Origin of the sequence: Micromonospora phaseoli (genome assembly GCF_900109115.1) — a bacterium.
GTDB lineage: Bacteria > Actinomycetota > Actinomycetes > Mycobacteriales > Micromonosporaceae > Micromonospora > Micromonospora phaseoli.
On the sequence record NZ_FNYV01000008.1, the window covers coordinates 92,653 to 112,965 of the forward strand.

Sequence of the window (20,313 nt, forward strand, 5' to 3'; positions counted from 1 at the left end):
GCGCGGTCTTCCGGAGTGCGCATTCGCAGAGATGCCCGCCACTGCCGGCGCCCCGCACGATGAGGACAGAGCCGAGCGCATGCTGGAAGAGAGTGCCGATGAACGAGATTCCGGGGGCCGCCCCGACCGCACTGGACGTCCCCGAGCTGCGCCGCCGGATCAGTGCCATCTGGCGGGACGTACTCGGGGTCCGGGACGACGCGCCGACCGACGCCACCTTCCTCGACCTGCAGGGGCAGTCGATCTCAGCCGTCCGCATCACCGGGCGGATCGAGGAGGAGCTCGGTGTCGAGGTCGACGCCGCGGTCCTGTTCGAGGACCCGGACCTGGCGACCTTCGTGGACCTGGTCATCGCGAGCGCCCGGGACGGTCACTGACCGACGCCGGTCCGGGCCCGCCCGGGTCGGCGTCGCACCGGAAGGAGGAGCGGGGAAATGCTGTCCATCAGGCTGTACGACATCGCGACCGGCCATGTCCAGACACTCACCGAGGTGGTCGACCTGGCCAGCGCCGACCGGTGGCTCACCCAGTTCGCCGCCGGCGGCATCGGCACCAACGACGTCGTGTACGTCGTGGAATCGGCGCCGCAGCCGGCCCCGGCGGACCGGCCAGAGGCGAGCTGCCCGGTCGCAGCCTGAGGCGAGCTGCCCGGTCGCGGTCTGACCGGCCGCACCGAACCGCCCGGCAGGAACGGTCTTCTTTTCCCGCAGACGTACGCCCCGACCGAAAATCATCGGTCGGGGCGCAATTTCGTTCCCGTGATCGTGACATCGAGCCGGTAGGCCATCGACGGGTGCACGTATAGATCATTGATGATGATCTCGTCACGTACCTAAGATCAACCACATCGGCGGAATCTGTCACGTTGAGACCGTTTTCTGGTTGTTCGGTGACGCACCGCGGACGCTCCCCGCACGGATCGACGACCAGCGAAAGGGCCACCATGACTCTGTCCGTACTGCGGCGTGGACGACGCAACGACGACGGTGGCGGCGGCCCGGCCGGCCGGAGAAGATCGTTCGGACGCCAGGCGGTCGCCGCCGTCGTGGCCGCCGCGACGGTGCTCGTACTCGGGGCGTCCTCCTCCTCGGCCGCCGACCAGTACGTCGAGCCGTTGACGGGCAGGGCCGTCTTCGACCCGTCCTTCCGGCACGGCACGGTGGCCGTCGACGGCGGCCGGCTGCACTACGTCACCGGCGGCTCCGGCCCGGTCCTGGTGCTGCTGCACGGCTGGCCGCAGACCTGGTGGGCCTGGCACGACGTGATGCCGGCCCTCGCCCGCAACCACACCGTCGTCGCGTTCGACCTGCCCGGCCTCGGCGACTCCAGCCACTTCACCGACGGGTACGACAAGGTGACCACCGCGCACCGCATCCGTCAGGCGGTCCGCGCCCTCGGGCACCGGCAGGTGTCGATCCTGGCGCACGACGTCGGAGTCCTGGTCGCCTACCCGTACGCCCGCGAGTTTCCCGCCGAGGTCTCCCGGATCGCGGTCCTCGACTCGACGCTCTCCGGCTTCGGCCTCGAGGATGCCTACACGTTGAGCTTCCACTTCCTGTTCAACGCGGCGCCCGCGCCGATCCCCGAGCGGATCCTCGACAACGACGACGTCTCCACCTACCTGGGGATGATCTTCGACTTCAGCGTCAACAGCGACGCCATCGACCGGAGCGTCTACTACCGCTACTACCGGGATCCCGCCGACCGCACCGCCGGCTACAACTACTACCGCGCGTACGCCGGTGACGCCGAGAACAACCAGGCCAACGCCCACCGGCGGTTGCGGATGCCGGTGCTGGCGATGGGCTCCGCGGCGACCTTCGGACCAGCGGTCGCGGCCTCGTTCCGGCAGGTGGCCGACGACGTACGGGAGGTTGTCGCGCCCGACTCCGGCCACTTCATCCCCGAGGAGAACCCGCGCTTCCTGGTCTCCTGCGTCAACCTCTTCACCGGCGTGGCGGCCACCCCGCCGAGCCCGGAACTGGCCAACTGCGCCGCCTGATCCTTCGGCTCCACCCGGCACCGGGGCACGTCCGGCCGCCGCGCGCGGTGCGCGCGGCGGCCGGACGTGTGCTTGGGCGGTCGCCTCACGCCTCGTCCGGCAGGGCAGGCGCGGCGAGGTCCGAAGCCGGGTACGGCCACTGCGCGACCAGGTCCAGCCGGGCCGAGACCAGGGCCAGATGAATCCGCGCCGGCCAGGCGTCGACGGCGGCGTCCCGGCACAGGTCGCTGGCCCAGTCACCCGGCACACAGCCGGCGACCACGAGGCCCAGCTCCGTACGGATCCGGCCGCCGAGCTCCACCGCACGGTCCCACCAGCCGGGCGCACCGGGCAGCAGCACCACACCGTGGACCCCACGACGGTGGCACCCGGCCAGCTCGCGCAGTGTCTCGTCGTCGGCCCACGGGTCGGCTGCCGACCGGGCGACGAACCGCAGCGGGTGCCGCCCCGGGGCCAGCAGCCGACCCTCGGTGCCCGGGGCCCACCCGGTGCCGGTCTGCTGGACCGGGCCCGGCCACGGCTCCAACCACCCGGCCGGCGCGGGACGCGGTCCGTCCCACCTGGGCGCTCCGGGGCGGGGCACGCCGACGCCGACCAGCCGGTGCGGCAGGCGCAGTCCGCGCGCGGTGAACGGCTCGGCGACCGCGTTGCGGCCGGTGGCCGATGCCGACGGTGCGGCCGCAGCGGCACGATCGGCCGCGGAGCCGCTGGCGGCGGTGCCGGCCGCGACCGGGGTGACGGCGGGTTCAGCGGCGGCGGCCTGCCGGAACGCCGTTTCCGCCGCCTCGACCGGGGCCGGGCAGCGACGCCGCAGGCCGAGGTAGCTGAGCGCGGTCGTGCGGGTGATGAAGTGCAGGCCGAACTGCGCCGCCGGCAGCTGCATCCGCCGCCCGTACGTCTCCCACCACCGCATGCTGGGCCCCGCCAGGCGCTGCACCCGCGCCGCGGCAGGCCGGCGCTGACGCTCGTACGCGGCGAAGGAGTCGGCCACGGTGCCCCGTCCCCGTAACGTCGCCGCCAGGGCCAGCGCGTCGGCGAGCGCCATCGAGGTGCCCGACGCCACGGTGAAGTGAGCGGTGTGCGCCGCGTCGCCGATCAACACGACGTTCCCGTCCGACCAGCGCCGGTTCGTCACCACCGGGAACCGGGACCACCGGCTGCGCTCGCCGAACAGTGCAGCGCCGAGCCGCTCGGCGAAGACACCGTCGAGCAGAGCCAACCCGGCCGGGCCGATCTCGCCGGGCACCGCGCCGGCACGGCACGGCTGGTCGAGGCCGGCCCGGCGCCAGGTGCCCTCGTCCATCTCCACCACCACTGTGCTCGGGCCAGCACCGCAGGAGTAGGCGTGCGCGGCCATCGGCCCGTGCTCGGTGGGCACGAAGAACATCGTCGCGGCGTCACCGAGGTCGGCGTCGGTGCCCAGCCAGATGTAGCGGGCGAGGCCGGTGCGGACGGTGGTGCCGAACGCCGCCGCCCGCGCCGTACGGTTCGTCGAGCGGGCCCCGTCGGCGAGGACGACCACGTCGGCGTCGAGATCGGCGGCGCGTACGTCGCATCCGTGGTGTACCCGTACCCCGACCTGGCGCGCCTGCTCGGTCAGTACGGCCAGCAGGGATGCGCGGGAGACCGTGACGACCGGGAAGCCGTCGTAGCGCAGCCGCCGGTCGGGCAGCCGCAGCTCGATGCCGGACAGCGGCCGGGCGGCCTGCCCGACCCGCTCGGCGAGCACCCGGTCGCCGGCCGCCAGCTGCCGCATCGTCCGGTCGGACAGGGCGATGCCGAAGCCTCCGGTGTCACCGGGAGCGGCACGCTCGTACACGTCTACTGCCGTCGCGCGCGTCGTGAGGCCGAGCAGCCGGCCGAGGAAGAGTCCGGCCGGGCCGGCACCGATTATCGCCACCCGCCGCGCGCCCATGTCCCTCCAGACCGCCGGTCCCCGACGGCCGGGCCGCATCCCCTTCCCGCAGCAGACGCGGCCCGGCCTGATTCCGATGCTGGCACCGCCGAGGGGCCGGCACACCTTCCGTCGTGCGCTGACCCGGACGCCGCCTCATCCGTGGCCGCCGGCCGGACGCCGCCGCGCGGACGCGCACTCACGGAGATGCCCGGCGGCCACCGCCACGACCACGATCGGTGCGTCCCCGCAGCCGCCACACCACCGGGAGGCCCGGTCGGACCGTCCGGCTCGGGCGGGAAGGAGAACCATGGGCACCGACCGGCACGTGGCGGTTACGGAAGCCGACTACCTCCGGCTGCTGGCCCACGGCACCACCGCGTTCGAGCTGCTCCGTACGGCCCTGGAGCTGGGGATCTTCGAACACCTGGAGCACTACGGTGGGATGGATCCCCGGCGGTTGGCGCAGGCACTGGGCATCGAGGTCCAGCCGGCCCGCATCATGCTGCTCGGACTCTGCGCGCTGCGGCTGGTCGACAAGCGCGGCGACGCGTACGTCAACGCCGGGATGACCCGCCGCAAGCTGCTGCGCTCCGGCCCCCGCTACCTCGGCCCACTGGTCGACGTACAGGCGAAGGTGATCAACCAGGCGCTGCCCGACCTGGCGGAGTCCGTCCGCCGGGGCACCAACGTCGGCCTGCGGCACCTCGACGGCCCCGGATCCACCCTCTACGAACGACTCACCGCCCATCCGGAGCTGCAACGGGTCTTCTACGCGAACATGAGGGACGCCTCACGCAAGGCGATCGGCCCGCTGCTGGACCGCTACGACCTCAGCGGCGTCCGGCACGCGGTCGACGTCGGTGGCGGCGACGGGACGAACGCCATCCACCTCGCCCGGCGCTACCCGGACCTCACGGTCACCGTCTTCGACCAGGAGAGCGTCACCCGGCTCGCCGCCGATCGCGTGGACGATCCGGACCTGCGGCGACGCGTCCGCTTCCACGCGGGCGACATCCTGACCGAGCCGCTGCCCGAGGGAGCCGACGCTGTCCTCGTCTTCCACATCTTCGAGATCTGGTCCCGGGAGCGGAACACGGAGCTGCTGCGCCGGTGCCGGGCCGCGTTGCCGGACGGCGGGGTCTGCCTCGTCTACAACTTCGTCTCGGACGACAAGGGCACCGGCCCGATGAGTGCCGGGCTGGTGTCCCCCTACTTCCTCGCCCTCGCCTCGGGCGAGGGGATGGCCTACTCCACCGCCGACATGGAACAGGCGGTCCTCGACGCCGGCTTCTCCGAGGTCGAGCGGTACGAGGACATGGGATTCAGCCACGCGCTCGTCGTCGGCCGCCGATAGGCGCCGCCTGGGCCGCACCCCCGACCGCCGCGTCCGGTGCCCTCGCCACGCGTCAAGGAGCTGTTATGACCTCGTCCGAACCCATCGCCATCGTGGGAATGGCCTGCCGGTTCGCCGGTGACGTCGATTCGCCCGAGACGTTCTGGGCGTTGCTGCGCGACGGCCGGGACACCGTCGGGAAGATTCCCGACGACCGCTGGAGCTGGTACGCCCGGCAGAGCCCAGAGCACGCGGAGGCGGTGGGCGGGGCAACCCGGCACGGCTCCTTCCTGAACGACATCGCCGGCTTCGACGCCGACTTCTTCGACATCACCCCCCGGGAGGCGGCACTGCTCGACCCGCAGCAACGGATCGTGCTGGAGCTGGCCTGGGAGGCGCTGGAACACGCCGGGATACCACCGAGAGGGCTGGCCGGCGGCGACACCGGCGTCTTCATGGGGGTGGGCACGGACGACTACGGCCGGCGGCTGCTGGAGGACCTGCCCCGCGTCGAGGCGTGGACCGGAATCGGCGGTGCGTACTGTGCCGTGGCCAACCGGGTGTCCTATGTGCTGGACCTGCACGGACCCAGCATGACCGTGGACACCGCCTGCTCCTCCTCGCTGGTCGCCATCCACCTGGCGGCGCAGGCCCTGCGCACCGGCGAGTGCGACCTGGCCCTGGCCGGCGGCGTGCTGGTGATGGCCGCCCCCGGCCTCACCCTGGTCCTCGATGCGGCGGGGGCGACCGCGCCGGACGGGCGCTGCAAGTCCTTCGACGCCGACGCCGACGGCTACGGCCGGGGCGAGGGCGGCGGCGTGGTGGTGCTCAAGCGCCTCACCGACGCCCGCCGCGACGGCGACCGGGTCCTGGCCGTGCTCCGCGGCAGCGCCGTTCGCCAGGACGGGCGGACCAACGGCATCATGGCCCCGAACGGGCGGGCGCAGGCCGAGCTGATGCGCCGCGCCTGCCGCGACGCCGGCATCGACCCGGACACCGTCGACTACGTCGAGGCGCACGGCACCGGGACACCGGTCGGCGACCCGCTGGAGGCGGGCGCGCTCGCGGCGGTCTACGGCGTCGGGCGGCCCGCCGCCCGTCCACTGCTGATCGGGTCGGTGAAACCGAACATCGGCCACCTGGAGGCCGGCGCGGGCGTGGCCGGCGTGATCAAGACGGTCCTCGCCCTCCGGCACGACCTGATTCCGCCGAGCCTGCGGGTCACCCGACCCAATCCGGCGGTGAACTGGGAGTCCTCCCGAGTGCGGGTGGTCCGGGAGGGGACGCCCTGGCCACGGGGGGCGAGACCCCGGCGGGCGGCGATCTCCGGTTACGGGTACGGCGGGACCATCGCCCACCTCGTCGTCGAGGAGCCCGATCCGGTGCCGAGCCGGCCGCACCGACCCGGGCACGACGGGCCCCGGCTGTACCCGCTGTCGGGCGCCTCCCCCACCGCGCTGCGGCAGTACGCCGACCGCCTCGCCACCCGCCTCGAAACGGACCCGGACCTGGCCGCCACCGATGTGGGCCACACCCTCGCCCGGCGCCGCAGCCACCTGCCCCACCGCGCTGCCGTCGTCGCCGCCGACCGGACCGAGCTGCTCGACCGGCTGCGGGAGCACGCGGCGACCGGACGCGGCGGTGCCGCCGACGCCGCGCCGGCCGGGGAGCGGGGGATCGTCTGGGTCTTCTCCGGGCACGGCTCGCACTGGACCGGGCTCGGCCGGGACCTGATCGACGACACCCCGGCGTTCGCCGACGTGTTCGACCGGCTCGATCCGGTCTTCCGGGCGGAGGCGGGCTGGTCGGCGCGGTCGGCACTGCTCGACGACCGGGCCCAGCCGGTGGACGTGGTGCAACCGATGATCTTCGCGGTCCAGGTCGCGCTCGCCGCCACCTGGCGGTCGCTCGGACTGCGCCCCGCCGCCGTGATCGGCCACTCCGTCGGCGAGATCGCGGCGGCGGTGACCGCCGGAATGCTCACCCTCGATCAGGGCGCCCGGCTCGTCTGCCGCCGCTCAACGCTGCTGCGCGGTGTCGCCGGGGCCGGCGCGATGGTGATCGTCGACGTCGACGCCGATGAGGCGGAGCGGCGGCTGCGGGGACGCTCCGACGTGGTCGTGGCGATCACCGCCTCCCCCCACGCGTCCGTGCTCTCCGGCGACGTGGCGGCGATCACCGAGGTCGCCGAGCGGTGGCGCGCCGACGGGACGCGGGTGCGGACGGTCAACTCCGACGTGGCGTTCCACAGCCCACAGATGGACCCGCTGCTGGACGGGTTACGGCGCGCGGCCACCGACCTGTCGCCCACCGACGCCCACACACCGGTGTACACGACCGCGCTCGCGGACCCCCGCTCGGCCGCGCCCCGGGACGGGGACTACTGGGCGCGCAACCTGCGCGGCGTCGTCCGCTTCGCCCAGGCGGTGACCGCCGCCGCCGAGGACGGTCACCGGCTCTTCCTGGAGGTCTCCGGGCATCCGATCGTGGCCCACTCGATCGGCGACACGCTGGCCGGTCTGTCGCTCGCCGACACCCGGGTGGCGTACTCGCTGCGCCGGGGCTGCGCGGGACGCGAGACGCTGCTGACCGGCCTCGGTGATCTCTACCGGCACGGCGCGGCGGTGGACTGGTCGACGCTGTGGCCCGACGGCGACCTGGCCGACCTGCCCACCCCGGCCTGGCAGCGCAGGCGGCACTGGGCGGCGGAGCCGCCGGCACCGGCCGACACGACCGGTACCCGCCACGACCGGGCCGGCCACACGCTGCTCGGCGGACGGACGGTGGTGCGGGGCGCCTCCCCCGTCGACGTCTGGCTGACGCGCCTGGATCACCGCAGCCGCCCGTACCCGGGGGAGCATCCGATCCGTGGCGTGGAGATCGTGCCCGCCGCCGTGCTGCTCAACACCTTTCTCTCCGCCGCGTCCACCGGACGAGGCTGGTTCGACCTGGTGGACGTCGCCCTGCGGACGCCGGTCAGTGTGACCCGGCCCCGGCAGGTCCAGGTCGTCCGTCAGGGCGAGGACCTACGGCTGAACTCCCGCGTGCTGGGCGACGACCCGGACGAGCAGGCGGGCTGGGTGACGCACATCGTCGCCGCCGCCGACCCGCACGCCGACCTGTCGGCCCGCGCCGACGCGCCCCCCGCGGTGACCGACGTGCTGGACGAGAACCACGTCGTCGACCGGTTGGCCTGCCTCGGCGTGGCCGCGATGGGCTTTCCCTGGGTCGTCCGCCACCTCGGCCGTACCGCGGATGGTCTGGTCGCCGACGTCGAGGCCGACGCCGACGCCGCGCCGGGTGGCCACAGCTGGGCGCCGATCCTGGACGCCGCGTTGTCGATCGCGTCGGTGGTCTTTCCCGGCCCGGAGGCGCTGCGGATGCCGGCGCACATCGCGCGGGTCACGCTGTCTCCGGCGGCGGTTGCCCGAGCCCGGGTCACCGTCCACCGTCGCGCCGCGGACCTCGTCGACGTGGAGCTGGTCAACCCGCACGACGAGGTGGTCGGCCGGCTCACCGGCCTCCGCTACGGACTGCTCGACCGGGACGTGGCACAGCTCGACGACCGGACGCCGCTGGTGTACGACACCGCCTGGCGACCGGCGCCGCACCTGCCCGGCGACCCACCGGACGGGGTCGTTCTGGTCGGAGGACCGACCCCGCTCGGCGACGAGCTGGCGGCCCGGATGAACGAACGCGGCGTGCCGTGCCGGCGGGTCACCGACCCGGACCAGATCACCGCCGGCGAGCTGCTCGACGGCCATGCGGTCCTGGTGGTACCCGCCGAGGCCGGCACCGACGACGTGCCCGGCCTGGTCGCCGCGAACGCCTGGCTGCTGGCCCGGACCGCGCGACGGGTCGCGGCCGGCCGGGGAGCCCGCCTGTGGTGCGTGACACGAGGCGTTCGCACCGGCACCCGGCGCGAGTCGCTCGGCCACTGCGCACTCTGGGGACTGGGCCGGATCATCGGCGGCGAGCGGCCCGGGACCTGGGGTGGCGTCGTCGATGTCGGCGACGACGGACGCGACCTGTCGACCCTCGTCACCCTCGTCGGCACGGGCCACGGCGAGGATGTGGTGGCGGTACGCGAGGGCGACGCGCTGGTCCCACGGCTGCGGGCGGTCACCGAGGGCCCCCAGGCGCCACCGCTGTCCTGCCGGCCCGACGGCACGTACCTGATCAGCGGCGGGCTGGGAGCGCTCGGCCTGGAGGTGGCGACGTGGCTGGCCGCGCGCGGCGCCCGCCGGATCGTCCTGGTCGGACGGCGCGGCCTGCCGACCCGCGAGACGTGGGACCGGCTCACCGACCCGGGGCAACGGGCGGCCGTGCGGACCATCCGGGCCCTGGAGCGGTCCGGGGTGACGGTCGCCGTCGCGCCGCTCGACATCGCCGACCCGGACCAGGCCGCCCGACTGCTGCGGACCGCCACCTTCGGGATGCCGCCGGTACGCGGGGTGGTGCACGCGGCGGGGGTACTGGACGACCGGACCGTCGACACGCTCGACGAGCCCTCGCTGCGGCGGGTGCTTCGGCCCAAGGTCGCCGCGATGACCCTGCACACGCTCTTCCCGCCGGGTAGCACCGACTTCTTCGTGCTCTTCTCCTCGGCGGGCCAACTCCTCGGCCTGCCCGGCCAGGCCAGCTACGCGGCGGGCAACTCCTTCCTGGACGGTCTCGCCCGGTACCGGCGCGCGGCCGGCGACACCGGGACGCGAAGCATCCGGTGGACGTCCTGGCGGGGACTCGGTATGTCCACCTCCAGCGCGGTCATCGACGCCGAGCTGGCCGCGCGGGGCACCGCGGACGTCAGCACCGCCGAGGCGTTCGCCGCCTGGGAACAGGCGCACCGGCACGACCTGGGCGAGCCGGTCGTGCTGCGGGTACTGCCGGAGACGGCCGGTGGCCGCCGCCCGCCGCTGCTCGGCGAGCTGGAATCGGGAAACGGGACGGATCTCGCACCGGACGGCGGTGACCCGCCGTGGGCCGGGCTCGACGTCGCGGCGCTCCGCGCCCACCTGCGGGAGCGGATCAGCGCGCAGGTCGCCGACGAGACGCGACTACCCGGCAGCGAGATCGACCCGCACCGCCCGCTGTCGGAGATGGGGCTGGACTCGGTGATGACGACGCGGATCCGGGTCGCCCTGGAACGGGAGTTCCGCCTGCCACTGCCGACCACCCTGCTGTGGGACCGGCCGACTGTCGAAGGCGTGGCGGAGTTCCTCGCCAGCCACCTGACGAGCACCACCGGCACGAGGAGCACGCGATGACCATTGACGACGGGCTCGTGACCTGGCCGGAGGACCTGGCGTACGCCTACCGGACGGCGGAGTGCTGGCGCGGCCGCCCGCTCGGTGACTTCCTGTGGGAGTGGGCGGACCGGTGGGGTGAGCAGGTCGCCGTGGTCGACGGCGATCGCCGACTGACCTACCGGGAGCTGGCCGAGTTGGCCGACAGCCTGGCCGAGCACCTCAGCGAGTACGGGCTGCGCCGGGGCCACCGGGTCCTGCTGCAACTGCCGAACTGCTGGGAGCTCGTGGTCGTCACGCTCGCCTGCTTCCGGCTGGGCGTGGCCCCGGTGATGATGTTGCCGCAACACCGCGAGCACGAACTGTCCGCGATCGCCGCCCACGTCGGGGTCCGGGCGTTGATCGTGCCGGACCGTTGGCGCGACTACGACCACCAGGCGCTCGCGTACCGGGTGGCGGCCGGGCTGCCCGGTCCGACACCCGTCTTCGTGTTCGGCGACGGCACCCGCGCTCCGGGGGTCGACGGGCGGGCCCTGCTGCGCGCCGACTGCGACGTCGAGGCGCGGCGCCGCCGGCTGGACGCCCTCGCCCCGGCCGGGGACGACGTGGCGCTGTTCCTGCTCTCCGGCGGCACCACCGCCGTGCCGAAGGTCATCGCCCGCACCCACAACGACTACGAGTACAACATCCGGCGCTGCGCCGACGTGTGCCGGCTCGGCCGGGACACCGTCTATCTGGCGGTGCTGCCGGTCGGGCACAACTTCCCGCTGGCGAACCCGGGGGTGCTCGGAACGCTGTACAGCGGCGGCCGGGCGGTCCTGTTGCCGTCGCCCCGTCCGGGCCCGGCGTTCGCGGCCGTCGAGGCGGAGCGGGTCACCACCACCTCGCTGGTCCCGGCGGTCGCGATCACCTGGACGGTGGCGGCCACCGACTGCGGACGGGACCTGTCCAGTCTGCGGCAGGTCCACGTCGGCGGGGCCATGTTCGCCCCGGAACTCGCCGCGGCGCTCGGCCCTGCCCTCGGGTGCGAGGTGCAACAGGTCTACGGCATGGCGGAGGGACTGGTCTGCTACACACCGGTCGGCGCGCCGCCCGAGATCGCGTACCGCACGCAGGGTCGACCGCTCAGCCCGTTCGACGAGCTGCTGGTGGTGGAGCCCGGTACGGAACGACCGGTGGCGGCGGGCACCATCGGCGAGCTGCTCACCCGTGGCCCGTACACCCCGCGCGGCTACTACCGGGCGCCGGAGCAGAACGCCGTCTCCTACACCGCTGCCGGCTGGTACCGCACCGGCGACCTGGTCCGACTCACCGATGGCGGCGACGTCGTCGTCTGCGGGCGGATCAAGGAATTGATCAATCGGGCGGGCGAGAAGATCTCCGCCGGTGAGATCGAGACGCTCGCGCAGGAGCTGCCGGAGATTGCCGAGGCGGCGGCCGTGGCGATGCCCGATCCCGCGGTCGGGGAACGGCTCTGTCTCTTCGTCCAGCTGCATCCCGGGCGCGGCTTGACGCTGCGTCGGCTGGCCGCGGCACTGACCGCACGCGGCCTCGCGGCGTTCAAGGTGCCGGAGCGTCTCGTGGTGTTGGACGAGCTGCCGCACACCCCGGTCGGCAAGCCGGACAAAAAGGCGCTACGGCTGATGCTGATGCCACGGGTTGATCGCTGAAATTATTCGCCCCGGACCGCTTATCCGGCGGCAGACCCGTCGTCATAACTGTCAGAGCGCTCTGGATGTGGCTCGACGGACGACAATGCATCACGACACGGGTGCCCCACCTTCCGTCGGGTCACGTCACCCTGCTCCCTCGGAGCGGAAACGACCGGTCCCAGCAGAAGTGTGCCTCGTCCAGGAAATGGAGCTTCACGTGTCCGTCAGGAACTGGAAACGCACCTTGTCCGCCCTCGGCATCGGTGCGGTGATGGCCCTCGGGCTCACCGTCACCGGATCGGCACCGGCCGCCAGCGCCCCGACCAAGCCCGGCGAGGCCCCCGCCCCCGCCGCCCCCACGGTCACCGTCACCCCGGCGACGGGCCTCGCCGACGGCCAGGTGGTCACCGTCGATGCCGCCGGGCTGCGTCCGAGCACGGTCTTCCACATCGGTCAGTGCGCCATCGTCGGCAACGAGATGCCGTGCAACGGCGCCGAGACCATCAGCGTCAGCACGACCGCCAGCGGCACGCTCTCCGCCAAGCTGACGGTACGCCTCACCTACCGGGGCACCCTCGGCCCGGACGGCACCCCGTGGGGCGTCGTGCACTGCAGCAGGACGCCGTGCGGCATCGGCATGTTCAACAACCTCGGTGAGGGCGCGGGCGCCGCGATCTCGTTCCGATAGCTCCACCGACGACGCTGTTCCGGGTCGCATCCCGATGCGACCCGGAACAGTCGTTTCCGGGCTTCCTTGTACACGGCTACACGGGCACTTCGGGAACAATTATCAATCGCACTTCTCACGTCGTCCCGCGCGGTAACGAAAATACTGTCGACGGTTATCCGAGCGGCACGTGACGGCACTGCGTCCCCCATTTCCGGAGGCGTCCCGGCGGCGCCGTTCCGCCCGGGCCCGGCGACCACGGCACAGCGGCGCCGCCCGCCGCCCGCCGGCCCGCCGGTCCGGCGACGCGGGAACACCCGGCCGCATCCAGGAAGGTGCCCGCCGAACCCGGGGGCTCCTACCGTCGACCCACGACTCGTCACGTGCGCCGACACCGCCCGCCAGGTCAGCGGGCCGACCGCACGGACCACCCCGATGCCGGCGTCACCGCCTCCTCCGACGAAGGACGACCGCGCCCCGCACCGCCGCCGCTCGGTACGGGCGCTGCGGCCCGCCGGCATCAGCGGGACCCGGTGCCGGCGCCCCACCGTCCGACCCAGGAGGTCCACATGAGTCCAGTGCGACACGGCACCCTCGAGGTGCCCGGCGCCCAGCTGTACTTCGAGGTCCGTGGCGACGGCCCGGCGCTGCTCTGCGTTCCCACCGGCAACGGCGACGCCACGCCGTTCGGGCCGTTGGCGGACACCCTGGCGACACGGCACACCGTGATCACCTATGACCGACGGGGCTTCTCCCGGAGCCCGGTCTTCGAGGCGGTGGTGGACCACCGACGGGTCGAGGTCGATGCCCGGGACGCCCGGCATCTGCTCGACCACGTCGTCGACGGGCCGGCGGACGTCTTCGGCACCTGCTCCGGCGGGATCGTGGCACTGGCACTGCTCCAGGCACATCCGCACCGCCTGCGCACCGTGGTCGTCCACGAGCCACCACTCGCCTCGGTCCTGCCCGACGCCGCGCACTGGTTGGCGTTCTACGACAACCTGTATCTGACCTACCGCGAGCACGGCATCGAGGCCGCCCGCGAGATGTTCCGCGACCACGTTGGCCTGGCGGGCGAGACGCGGCCACCCAGGGACGCCGAGCTCCCGCCAGAGCAGCTCGCGCAGTTGCAGGCCCGGCTGCGCCGCAACCAGGTGTTCTGGTTCGAACACGAGACCCGCACCTTCCCCGCGTACCGCCCCGATCCGGCGCTGCTGCGCCGGTACGCGGCGCAGTTGGTGCTGGCCGGCGGCAGCACCTCGCGCGAGCAGTACGCCTACCGCCCCAACCAGGCTCTGGCCCGGCTGCTCGGGCTCACGATGGTCGACTTCCCCGGCGGGCACGTCGGACATGTCACCCACCCGTACGAGTTCGCCGACCGGCTCGTCGACGTCCTGCGCCACGCCGCGGCCCGGATCCGTTTGACCGGCCGACCGTAGCGGCGGACATAAATCCTCCGTTCATTGCCGGGTGCCGAATATAACGACGAACGCACGAATAGATCCACCGGCCGCAAACCGCTGCGCACTACGGGAGGCGGTACGGGTAGACCGTTCCGACATACTGATTTCACGAGGCGAAAGAAAGGGGAGGGCGACCCCCGCCTCAGTGGTCGCGGAGCATTTCCGCGATCACGTACCACCATTTCGACATGGAGAACAACATGCGTAAGAAGCGAACCGTCGTCACCCTCGCCGCGGTGGCACTGGCCGCCCTGACCACGCTGTTCCTCGCGGGGAACGGGGCGGCCACGGCCGGCTCCCAGGAGGCCGCCGCGGCCCCAACGAAGTTCAACAACGAAGAGCTCCGGCAGATGCTGGTGCCGGAGAGCGAGCAGCGCAAGACCGCGTCGTCCGTGCAGCCCACCATCACCATCGCGGAAGCGGTCAGGACCGGGCAGTTCGGCACCGGCCCCGGTATCGCCTCCGAGCCCCGGGCGTGCCTGGAGATGACCACCGCTCTGGGCGACCTGAGCGGGGTCGAGGGCTACATGCACTCCGGTGAGCGGTCGCAGGCCGCCGCGCCGGAGAGTCTCCAGCGGTACTTCATGACCGCGGTGTTCCAGATCCCGGGCGGTGCCAGCACGGCGATCGACAAGGTGGCCAAGGTGCTGCGGACCTGCAGCGCCGGCACCATCCGGCTGGACACCGGCAGCGGCGAGTCGCTGCGGGGCAGTATCTCCTACGCGGAGCACGAGGCGCCGGCGCTGAACGGTGCTCGTACCTTCGCCTCGACCCTCACCACCATCCTCCCCTGGACCGACCCGGCGTCGACGGACAAGACCGTGCAGACGCTCCAGGAGTGCGATGCCCAGCTCACCCTGGCCGCCAATGGTGACCTGCTGATCTGGTCCGTCGAGCCGACCGAGCAGCTGGCTGTCAACTCGGTCCGTACCGTCCACGAGCGGGCTCTGGCCCTGAGCTGATCCACCGTCGCCCTCCCAGGTCGTGCCTGCGCCGTCCGGCGCAGGCACGACCGTCGTGGGTGGAGCGGCACGACCGCCCACACACGGTGGGCGACGGGTGTCAGCGGCCGGCGCTGCGTGCCATCGCCGTGATGAGAACCCCACCGACGGCGAGGTGCATCAACGCGAGCACGGCCGTCGCCGCACCGCTCTCCGCCAGGAACGGCCCGGTGAGGGAGAGCACCGTGAAGAGCACCGCCACGATCATCCAGATGCGCAGGCCGTGTCGGGTGACCCGCTCCAGCAGTGCGAGCAGCGCCCACCCGAGCAGCGAGATGATCAGCGATGAGGCGATCACCGCGCCCACGCCGATCTCCATCGGCGGTTCCCCCTCCGCCACCGTGGCCGCCAGGTCCACCCCGGCCAGCGGTACCGCCACCACCCAGACGAGAACAGCGGCCAGCACCGCCGCCAGGACCCCGATCGCGCGCTGGCGCCAGCGCGGACCGTGACTTTCCGAATTTGCGATGGCCGGTGAGACAGCAGAATCCATGACCCATCCCCAGATCGTTTGAATGGCTTCGTGACACGGGCACCCGACACATCTCCGAAAGGCTCGAGTGTCCTGATCGTACCGCCGGCCGACCATCACCGGGAGGCCCGAACGCCTCATTTGTGCAAGCCCCCAGTCGGTCCTCTTTTTCCTTCTCCCTTCGGTGCGTCGGACCGCAAGGTCGGCGTGGTACGCGATTCGGGCCGAAAGGGTTCAGTCGATACCGAATTACGGGCTACCGGCTCGCCGGCTCGACGGGGTCGACGTCAGCCGAGCGTGAGCAGGTGCAGGAGCGCGGCCAGAGTGGTCGCCTCAACGATGTCACCGGCCGCAATCAGCCTTCGCACCTCTGGTCGAGGCACCCAGACCACCCGGTCGGCCTCCCAGAAATCCACCGGCGGGCCGAGATAGCTCGCCTCCTCGGCCCGGAACACGTGATGCTGCACGGTCAGCAGGCCGGCCATCGGTTGCAGGCGCACCAACGGTTGCAGAATCCCGTCCGGCCGCCACCCGGTCTCCTCCGCCGTCTCCCGCCGGGCCGCCGCGACGGGCTCCTCCCCCGGCTCGACGGCGCCACCCGGGATCTCCCAGCCCCAGGTGTTCGTGATGAACCGGTGCCGCCACAGCAGCAGGATCCGGTCACGGTCCACGACGACGGTGAACGCGGCGTCCGGTCGGCGGATGACCCGGTGGTCGAGATGGACGCCGTTCGGCAACACAACGTCCGCACCCTGCAGGTGCAACCACCGGTCACGGTAGATCGTCCGCTCCGACTCGACGTACCAACGCATCTCCGCCCCTTCCGGCGACAACGCCGAGGCCCGCCCGGGCCCACGCGTCGGTGGGGCGACCCCGCCGCCCCACCCCGCCTCCCAGCGTCGTGGTGATCTCGGGCGGCTGACATCTTCCAGCCTGCGCTGACCGGCGTCGCCCTCGGCACGGTGCCGCACGAGGCAAGAAGACACCCAGGGCTCTCCCGGGCAGGCTGAGTGGGGCATCAACGCCTGTGGCCCGGCGCGGAACTGCCCGGCGCCCCGGCGGCGGGGTCGCGGCCACCCGTCGGACGCACCGCGGCGGCCGGTGACGAGAGTTGACCAGGAGGAGAACGCATGTCGACCCCAACGACGACACCCGCCGAGCGGCCGACCTTCCCGATCGGACGGCAGTGCCCGTACCGGCCGTCCGCCGACTACGCGGCGTTCCGGGCCGAGGGACCGCTGTCCCGGGTACGGCTCTACGACGGACGGGAGGCGTGGCTGGTGACCGGGCACACGGAGGCCCGGGCCCTGCTCGCCGACCGCCGGTTGTCGATCAACGCCCGGGCCGACGGCTTCCCCGCGCTCAGCGCCGAGATGGCGGAGCTGGCGAACACCGGCTACACCGACGTCCTGATCGGCGTCGACCCGCCGGTGCACACCCGGCAGCGCGCCATGCTGATCCCGAGCTTCTCGGTGCGTCGGATGAACGCGCTGCGCCCGGCCATCCAGGACATCGTGGACCAGCGTATCGACGCCATGGTGGCGGCCGGGCCGCCGGCGGACCTGGTGGCCGAGTTCGCGCTGCCGGTGCCGTCCATGGCGGTCTGCGTCCTGCTCGGCGTGCCGTACGAGGACCGGGTGGCCTTCGCCGGGCCGGCCCGGGAGCTGTTCGACGCCGACCCGGACCGGGCCGCCGCGGCGATGGCAGCGCTGACCGACTACTTCGGCCGGCTGATCGCCGCGAAGGAACGCGAGCCGGGCACCGGGCTGCTCGACGACCTCATCGCCGACCAGGTACGCGAGGGTCGGCTGAGCCGCGACGAGCTGATCCTCTACGCGATGCTCATGCTGATCGCCGGGCAGGACACCACCGCCAACGTGATCTCCCTGGGCAGCCTGGCCCTGCTGGAACATCCCGACCAGTTCGCCAAGCTCCGGGCCGACCCGGCGCTGGTGACCGGCGCGGTGGAGGAGATCATGCGGTACGTCTCCCTGGTGGAGGCGATCTCCCGGGTGGCGCTGGCGGACATCGAGATCGCCGGCTACCGCATCAGGGCAGGTGAGGGCGTGTTGATCGGCGCCGCCGCCGCGAACTTCACCACCGCACTGGTGCCCACCCCGGAGGAGTTCGACGTGACCCGGTCGCCACGCCACCATCTCGGTTTCGGTTTCGGCATCCACCAGTGCATCGGGCAGAACCTGGCCCGGATCGAGCTGGAGCTGACCTTCCGCACGCTCACCCAGCGGCTGCCCGGACTACGGCTCGCCGTACCGGCCGAGGAGGTCCGCAGCAACACCACCGGTCCGATGGAGCGGTTGACTGCCCTGCTGGTGACCTGGTAACCGCACCGCGACCCGGGACGCACCACCGGATCCGGCCCGGTGCGTCCGCCGGTGAACGCCGCCACGCGAGCGCTGACCCGCCTCGTGGCGGCGTTCCGGCGTGGTCCGCGCGGCGCTCCGGTGGCCCACCCGCGGCGGCGGCGGACGGGCCACCGGGGCTCAGCCGGCCCGGTTGGTGGGCGGCACCGCCGCACCGAGCGAGGCGTACCGCGCGGCGAGGGCATGGAAGGACTGCTTGGGCTCCCACCGGTAGGCAGACGCCGGGTCGTGGTGGTCCTCGCGGACCGTCCGGACCAGAGCCATGCTCGCCACGTCCAGGTCGAGCCGGGGGTCGGCGGAGTACGGGTGGGTCGGGTGGATGAACTCGCTGACCGCCACGCCGTGCACCCCGGCCCGGACGAAGACGTCCAGCATCCGCTGGTGGAAGTCCGCCTGGGCAGGCTCGTCGCGCCGTACGCCGGGGCGGACGGTCGGCGGGACTGCACCGCGGTCGACCACGTCGAAGGAGAGGAAGGCCATCTCGGCGGCGCGCGCGTGCGTCGCGGTGCCGAACTCCGCGATCATCACTGGTTTGCCCCACCGGTGGTACCGCGCTATCTCCGCGACCCGGTCCTCGTCGCGGGCCGGGTAGCCGAGCGTGTAGAAGTGCATCAGCCGGATCACGTCGAACAGCCGCCAGTCGACGTCCTCGAACGGCGCCGCCGCGTACCCGACCCCACCGGAGAAGATCGATCGCACGGCGTCCACCGCCCGGTCGAGGAACTGGTTGAGCCGCTTGTTGCCGTCGACCGGGTCGACCGTGTCGGTCGGCCTCAGGAGCTGGTGGTCGGCGTCGGCGAAGATGTTGGCCATCCGTTCGTGGTAGCGCCCGCCGGGCACCAGGCCCGGAGTGAAGACGGAGTGGACGCAGCCGGCGGAGAAGCTGATGGCGGCCCCGTCCCGGCGCAGCCGCTCGGCGACCCGGGCCGCCTCGGCGAGGTGGTCGACGATCTCCGACTGTGACCGGTCGACGAGCCGCGGTTGCAGCCAGACGTGCAGCCCGGCCTCGGCCGCCGTACGCGCGGTGTCGGCCAGCCGCCCGAGGTCGCTGCCGTAGACCGTCACGGAGTTGCAGTGCAGCCGCCGCCGGATCGCGCCGATCTCGTCGGCCATCCGGCCGGCGCTCCAGAGCACCCGGGACAGCTCACCCTGTCCGGTGGCGAAGTTGGTGCCGGTGTCGTAGGTGACCCCCACCGAGCGCAGGACATCCCGCTCGGCGGCACCGTGCGGGATGTCGGGCTGCGGACTGCCGGTCATCGCGATCTCCCTGTTGACGTGGTGTTGGTGCGACGTGTCCGGGCTCGACCCTCCCAACCGGCGCGCCACCGGCGCACCTTCGGACGTGCGGCCACCGGCGACGCGTCGCCCGCCGACCGGGCACGGACGAAGGTGCCCGGCCCACCCGCCACTGCCACGCTGGGCGCATGGCGGAGTTCGACGGCAGGACAGTCCTGATCACCGGAGGCGGTAGCGGCATCGGCCTGGCCACCGCGCGTGCGTTGCTGGACGCGGGGGCCAAGGTGGTGATCGCCGGCCGCGACGCCGCCCGGCTGCGGGGCGCGGTCGAGACGCTCGACGCCGCCGGGCGCGTCGTCGCGGTCCCCACCGACGTGGCGAAGGAGTCCGACCTCGACCGCCTGATGACGGTGGTACGCGACCGGGTCGGCCGCCTGCACGGGGTGTTCGCCAACGCCGGCATCGCACGGTTCAACTCCTGCGCCGAAGTGACCGGCGTGGAGTACGCCGACCTGCTCGACACCAACGTCCGGGGGGTCTTCCAGACGATCCAGAAGTCGCTGCCGTTGTTGGCCGACCGCGCGGCGATCGTGGTCAACGGGAGCTGGCTGGTGCACCGGGGCATCGCGACCACCCCGCTGTACGCGGCCGGCAAGGCCGCGGTGGTGAACCTCGCGCGCTCCCTCGCCGCCGATCTCGGTACCCGGGGCACCCGGGTGAACGCGGTGAGCCCGGGCTACATCGTGACGGACATGTTCCTCGGCATCGCCGACACGGAGCAGGCCCGGGAGGGCGCCCGCCGCCAGGTGCCGTTGGGGCGGTTGGGCCGCCCGGCCGAGGTGGCGGAGGCCGTGGTCTTCCTGCTGTCCGACCGTTCGTCCTACATCACCGGCCAGGAGCTGCTGGTGGACGGTGGCCTGATCACCTCGGTGCCGAACTGATACCTGGTGACCCTCCTGCGGG

At 72.7% G+C, this 20,313-nt stretch carries 15 protein-coding genes; 11 read left to right on the forward strand and 4 right to left on the reverse strand.

What is annotated here, in order from left to right; genetic code table 11:
- The first annotated feature begins 98 nt into the window (after positions 1 to 98).
- The 3 genes from BMY89_RS20385 to BMY89_RS20395 all read left to right on the forward strand — a co-directional run bounded on the left by BMY89_RS20385 (position 99) and on the right by BMY89_RS20395 (position 2,002).
- Positions 99 to 377, forward strand: coding sequence for a phosphopantetheine-binding protein (locus BMY89_RS20385; protein WP_092381810.1), 279 nt, complete (start codon positions 99 to 101; stop codon positions 375 to 377).
- Positions 378 to 434: 57 nt separating this feature from the next.
- Positions 435 to 638 carry a hypothetical protein gene (locus BMY89_RS20390; RefSeq protein WP_092381628.1) on the forward strand — a complete coding sequence of 68 codons (204 nt, stop codon included), beginning with the start codon at positions 435 to 437 and terminating at the stop codon, positions 636 to 638.
- 305 nt (positions 639 to 943) lie between these two features.
- Complete coding sequence (locus tag BMY89_RS20395; RefSeq protein WP_092381629.1) at positions 944 to 2,002, forward strand: alpha/beta fold hydrolase; 1,059 nt, start codon at positions 944 to 946, stop codon at positions 2,000 to 2,002.
- A gap of 85 nt (positions 2,003 to 2,087) precedes the next feature.
- On the opposite strand, the gene BMY89_RS20400 is transcribed toward BMY89_RS20395, so the two are convergent.
- On the reverse strand, positions 2,088 to 3,917 hold the full coding sequence (locus BMY89_RS20400) for an FAD-dependent monooxygenase (RefSeq protein ID WP_092381630.1): 1,830 nt from the start codon (positions 3,915 to 3,917) through the stop codon (positions 2,088 to 2,090).
- Positions 3,918 to 4,206: 289 nt separating this feature from the next.
- Here BMY89_RS20400 and BMY89_RS20405 point away from each other — a divergent pair, with 289 nt between their 5' ends.
- The 6 genes from BMY89_RS20405 to BMY89_RS20430 all read left to right on the forward strand — a co-directional run bounded on the left by BMY89_RS20405 (position 4,207) and on the right by BMY89_RS20430 (position 15,222).
- Positions 4,207 to 5,253 carry a methyltransferase gene (locus tag BMY89_RS20405; RefSeq protein ID WP_092381631.1) on the forward strand — a complete coding sequence of 349 codons (1,047 nt, stop codon included), beginning with the start codon at positions 4,207 to 4,209 and terminating at the stop codon, positions 5,251 to 5,253.
- 65 nt (positions 5,254 to 5,318) lie between these two features.
- Positions 5,319 to 10,499, forward strand: a complete 5,181-nt coding sequence (locus BMY89_RS20410) for a type I polyketide synthase (RefSeq protein ID WP_092381632.1) — start codon at positions 5,319 to 5,321, stop codon at positions 10,497 to 10,499.
- The gene (locus tag BMY89_RS20415; protein ID WP_092381633.1) at positions 10,496 to 12,148 is read left to right on the forward strand and encodes a (2,3-dihydroxybenzoyl)adenylate synthase; all 1,653 of its coding nucleotides are present in this window, start codon (positions 10,496 to 10,498) and stop codon (positions 12,146 to 12,148) included. The genes BMY89_RS20410 and BMY89_RS20415 overlap by 4 nt, the downstream gene beginning before the upstream one ends.
- A 199-nt stretch (positions 12,149 to 12,347) precedes the next feature.
- Entirely contained in the window at positions 12,348 to 12,818 is a 471-nt protein-coding gene (locus BMY89_RS20420) for an enediyne antibiotic chromoprotein (RefSeq protein WP_170147762.1), read from the forward strand.
- A gap of 548 nt (positions 12,819 to 13,366) precedes the next feature.
- On the forward strand, positions 13,367 to 14,236 hold the full coding sequence (locus BMY89_RS20425) for an alpha/beta fold hydrolase (RefSeq protein WP_092381635.1): 870 nt from the start codon (positions 13,367 to 13,369) through the stop codon (positions 14,234 to 14,236).
- A 212-nt stretch (positions 14,237 to 14,448) separates the two neighbouring features.
- The gene (locus BMY89_RS20430) at positions 14,449 to 15,222 is read left to right on the forward strand and encodes a hypothetical protein (RefSeq protein ID WP_092381636.1); all 774 of its coding nucleotides are present in this window, start codon (positions 14,449 to 14,451) and stop codon (positions 15,220 to 15,222) included.
- 100 nt (positions 15,223 to 15,322) lie between these two features.
- Here the strand turns inward: BMY89_RS20430 and BMY89_RS20435 are convergent, their stop codons facing one another.
- Together BMY89_RS20435 and BMY89_RS20440 are read right to left on the reverse strand one after the other, a co-directional pair.
- On the reverse strand, positions 15,323 to 15,754 hold the full coding sequence (locus tag BMY89_RS20435) for a DUF6069 family protein (protein ID WP_092381637.1): 432 nt from the start codon (positions 15,752 to 15,754) through the stop codon (positions 15,323 to 15,325).
- Positions 15,755 to 16,020: 266 nt separating this feature from the next.
- On the reverse strand, positions 16,021 to 16,545 hold the full coding sequence (locus BMY89_RS20440; protein WP_092381638.1) for an NUDIX hydrolase: 525 nt from the start codon (positions 16,543 to 16,545) through the stop codon (positions 16,021 to 16,023).
- A 318-nt stretch (positions 16,546 to 16,863) separates the two neighbouring features.
- Between BMY89_RS20440 and BMY89_RS20445 the strand changes: the two genes are divergently transcribed.
- Positions 16,864 to 18,075, forward strand: coding sequence for a cytochrome P450 (locus BMY89_RS20445; protein ID WP_092381639.1), 1,212 nt, complete (start codon positions 16,864 to 16,866; stop codon positions 18,073 to 18,075).
- Between the two features lie 159 nt (positions 18,076 to 18,234).
- Here BMY89_RS20445 and BMY89_RS20450 read toward each other — a convergent pair whose 3' ends face one another.
- Positions 18,235 to 19,371, reverse strand: coding sequence for a glycoside hydrolase family 113 protein (locus BMY89_RS20450; RefSeq protein ID WP_232521442.1), 1,137 nt, complete (start codon positions 19,369 to 19,371; stop codon positions 18,235 to 18,237).
- A 167-nt stretch (positions 19,372 to 19,538) separates the two neighbouring features.
- Here BMY89_RS20450 and BMY89_RS20455 point away from each other — a divergent pair, with 167 nt between their 5' ends.
- Positions 19,539 to 20,291, forward strand: coding sequence for an SDR family NAD(P)-dependent oxidoreductase (locus BMY89_RS20455; RefSeq protein WP_092381640.1), 753 nt, complete (start codon positions 19,539 to 19,541; stop codon positions 20,289 to 20,291).
- Positions 20,292 to 20,313: the final 22 nt, after the last annotated feature.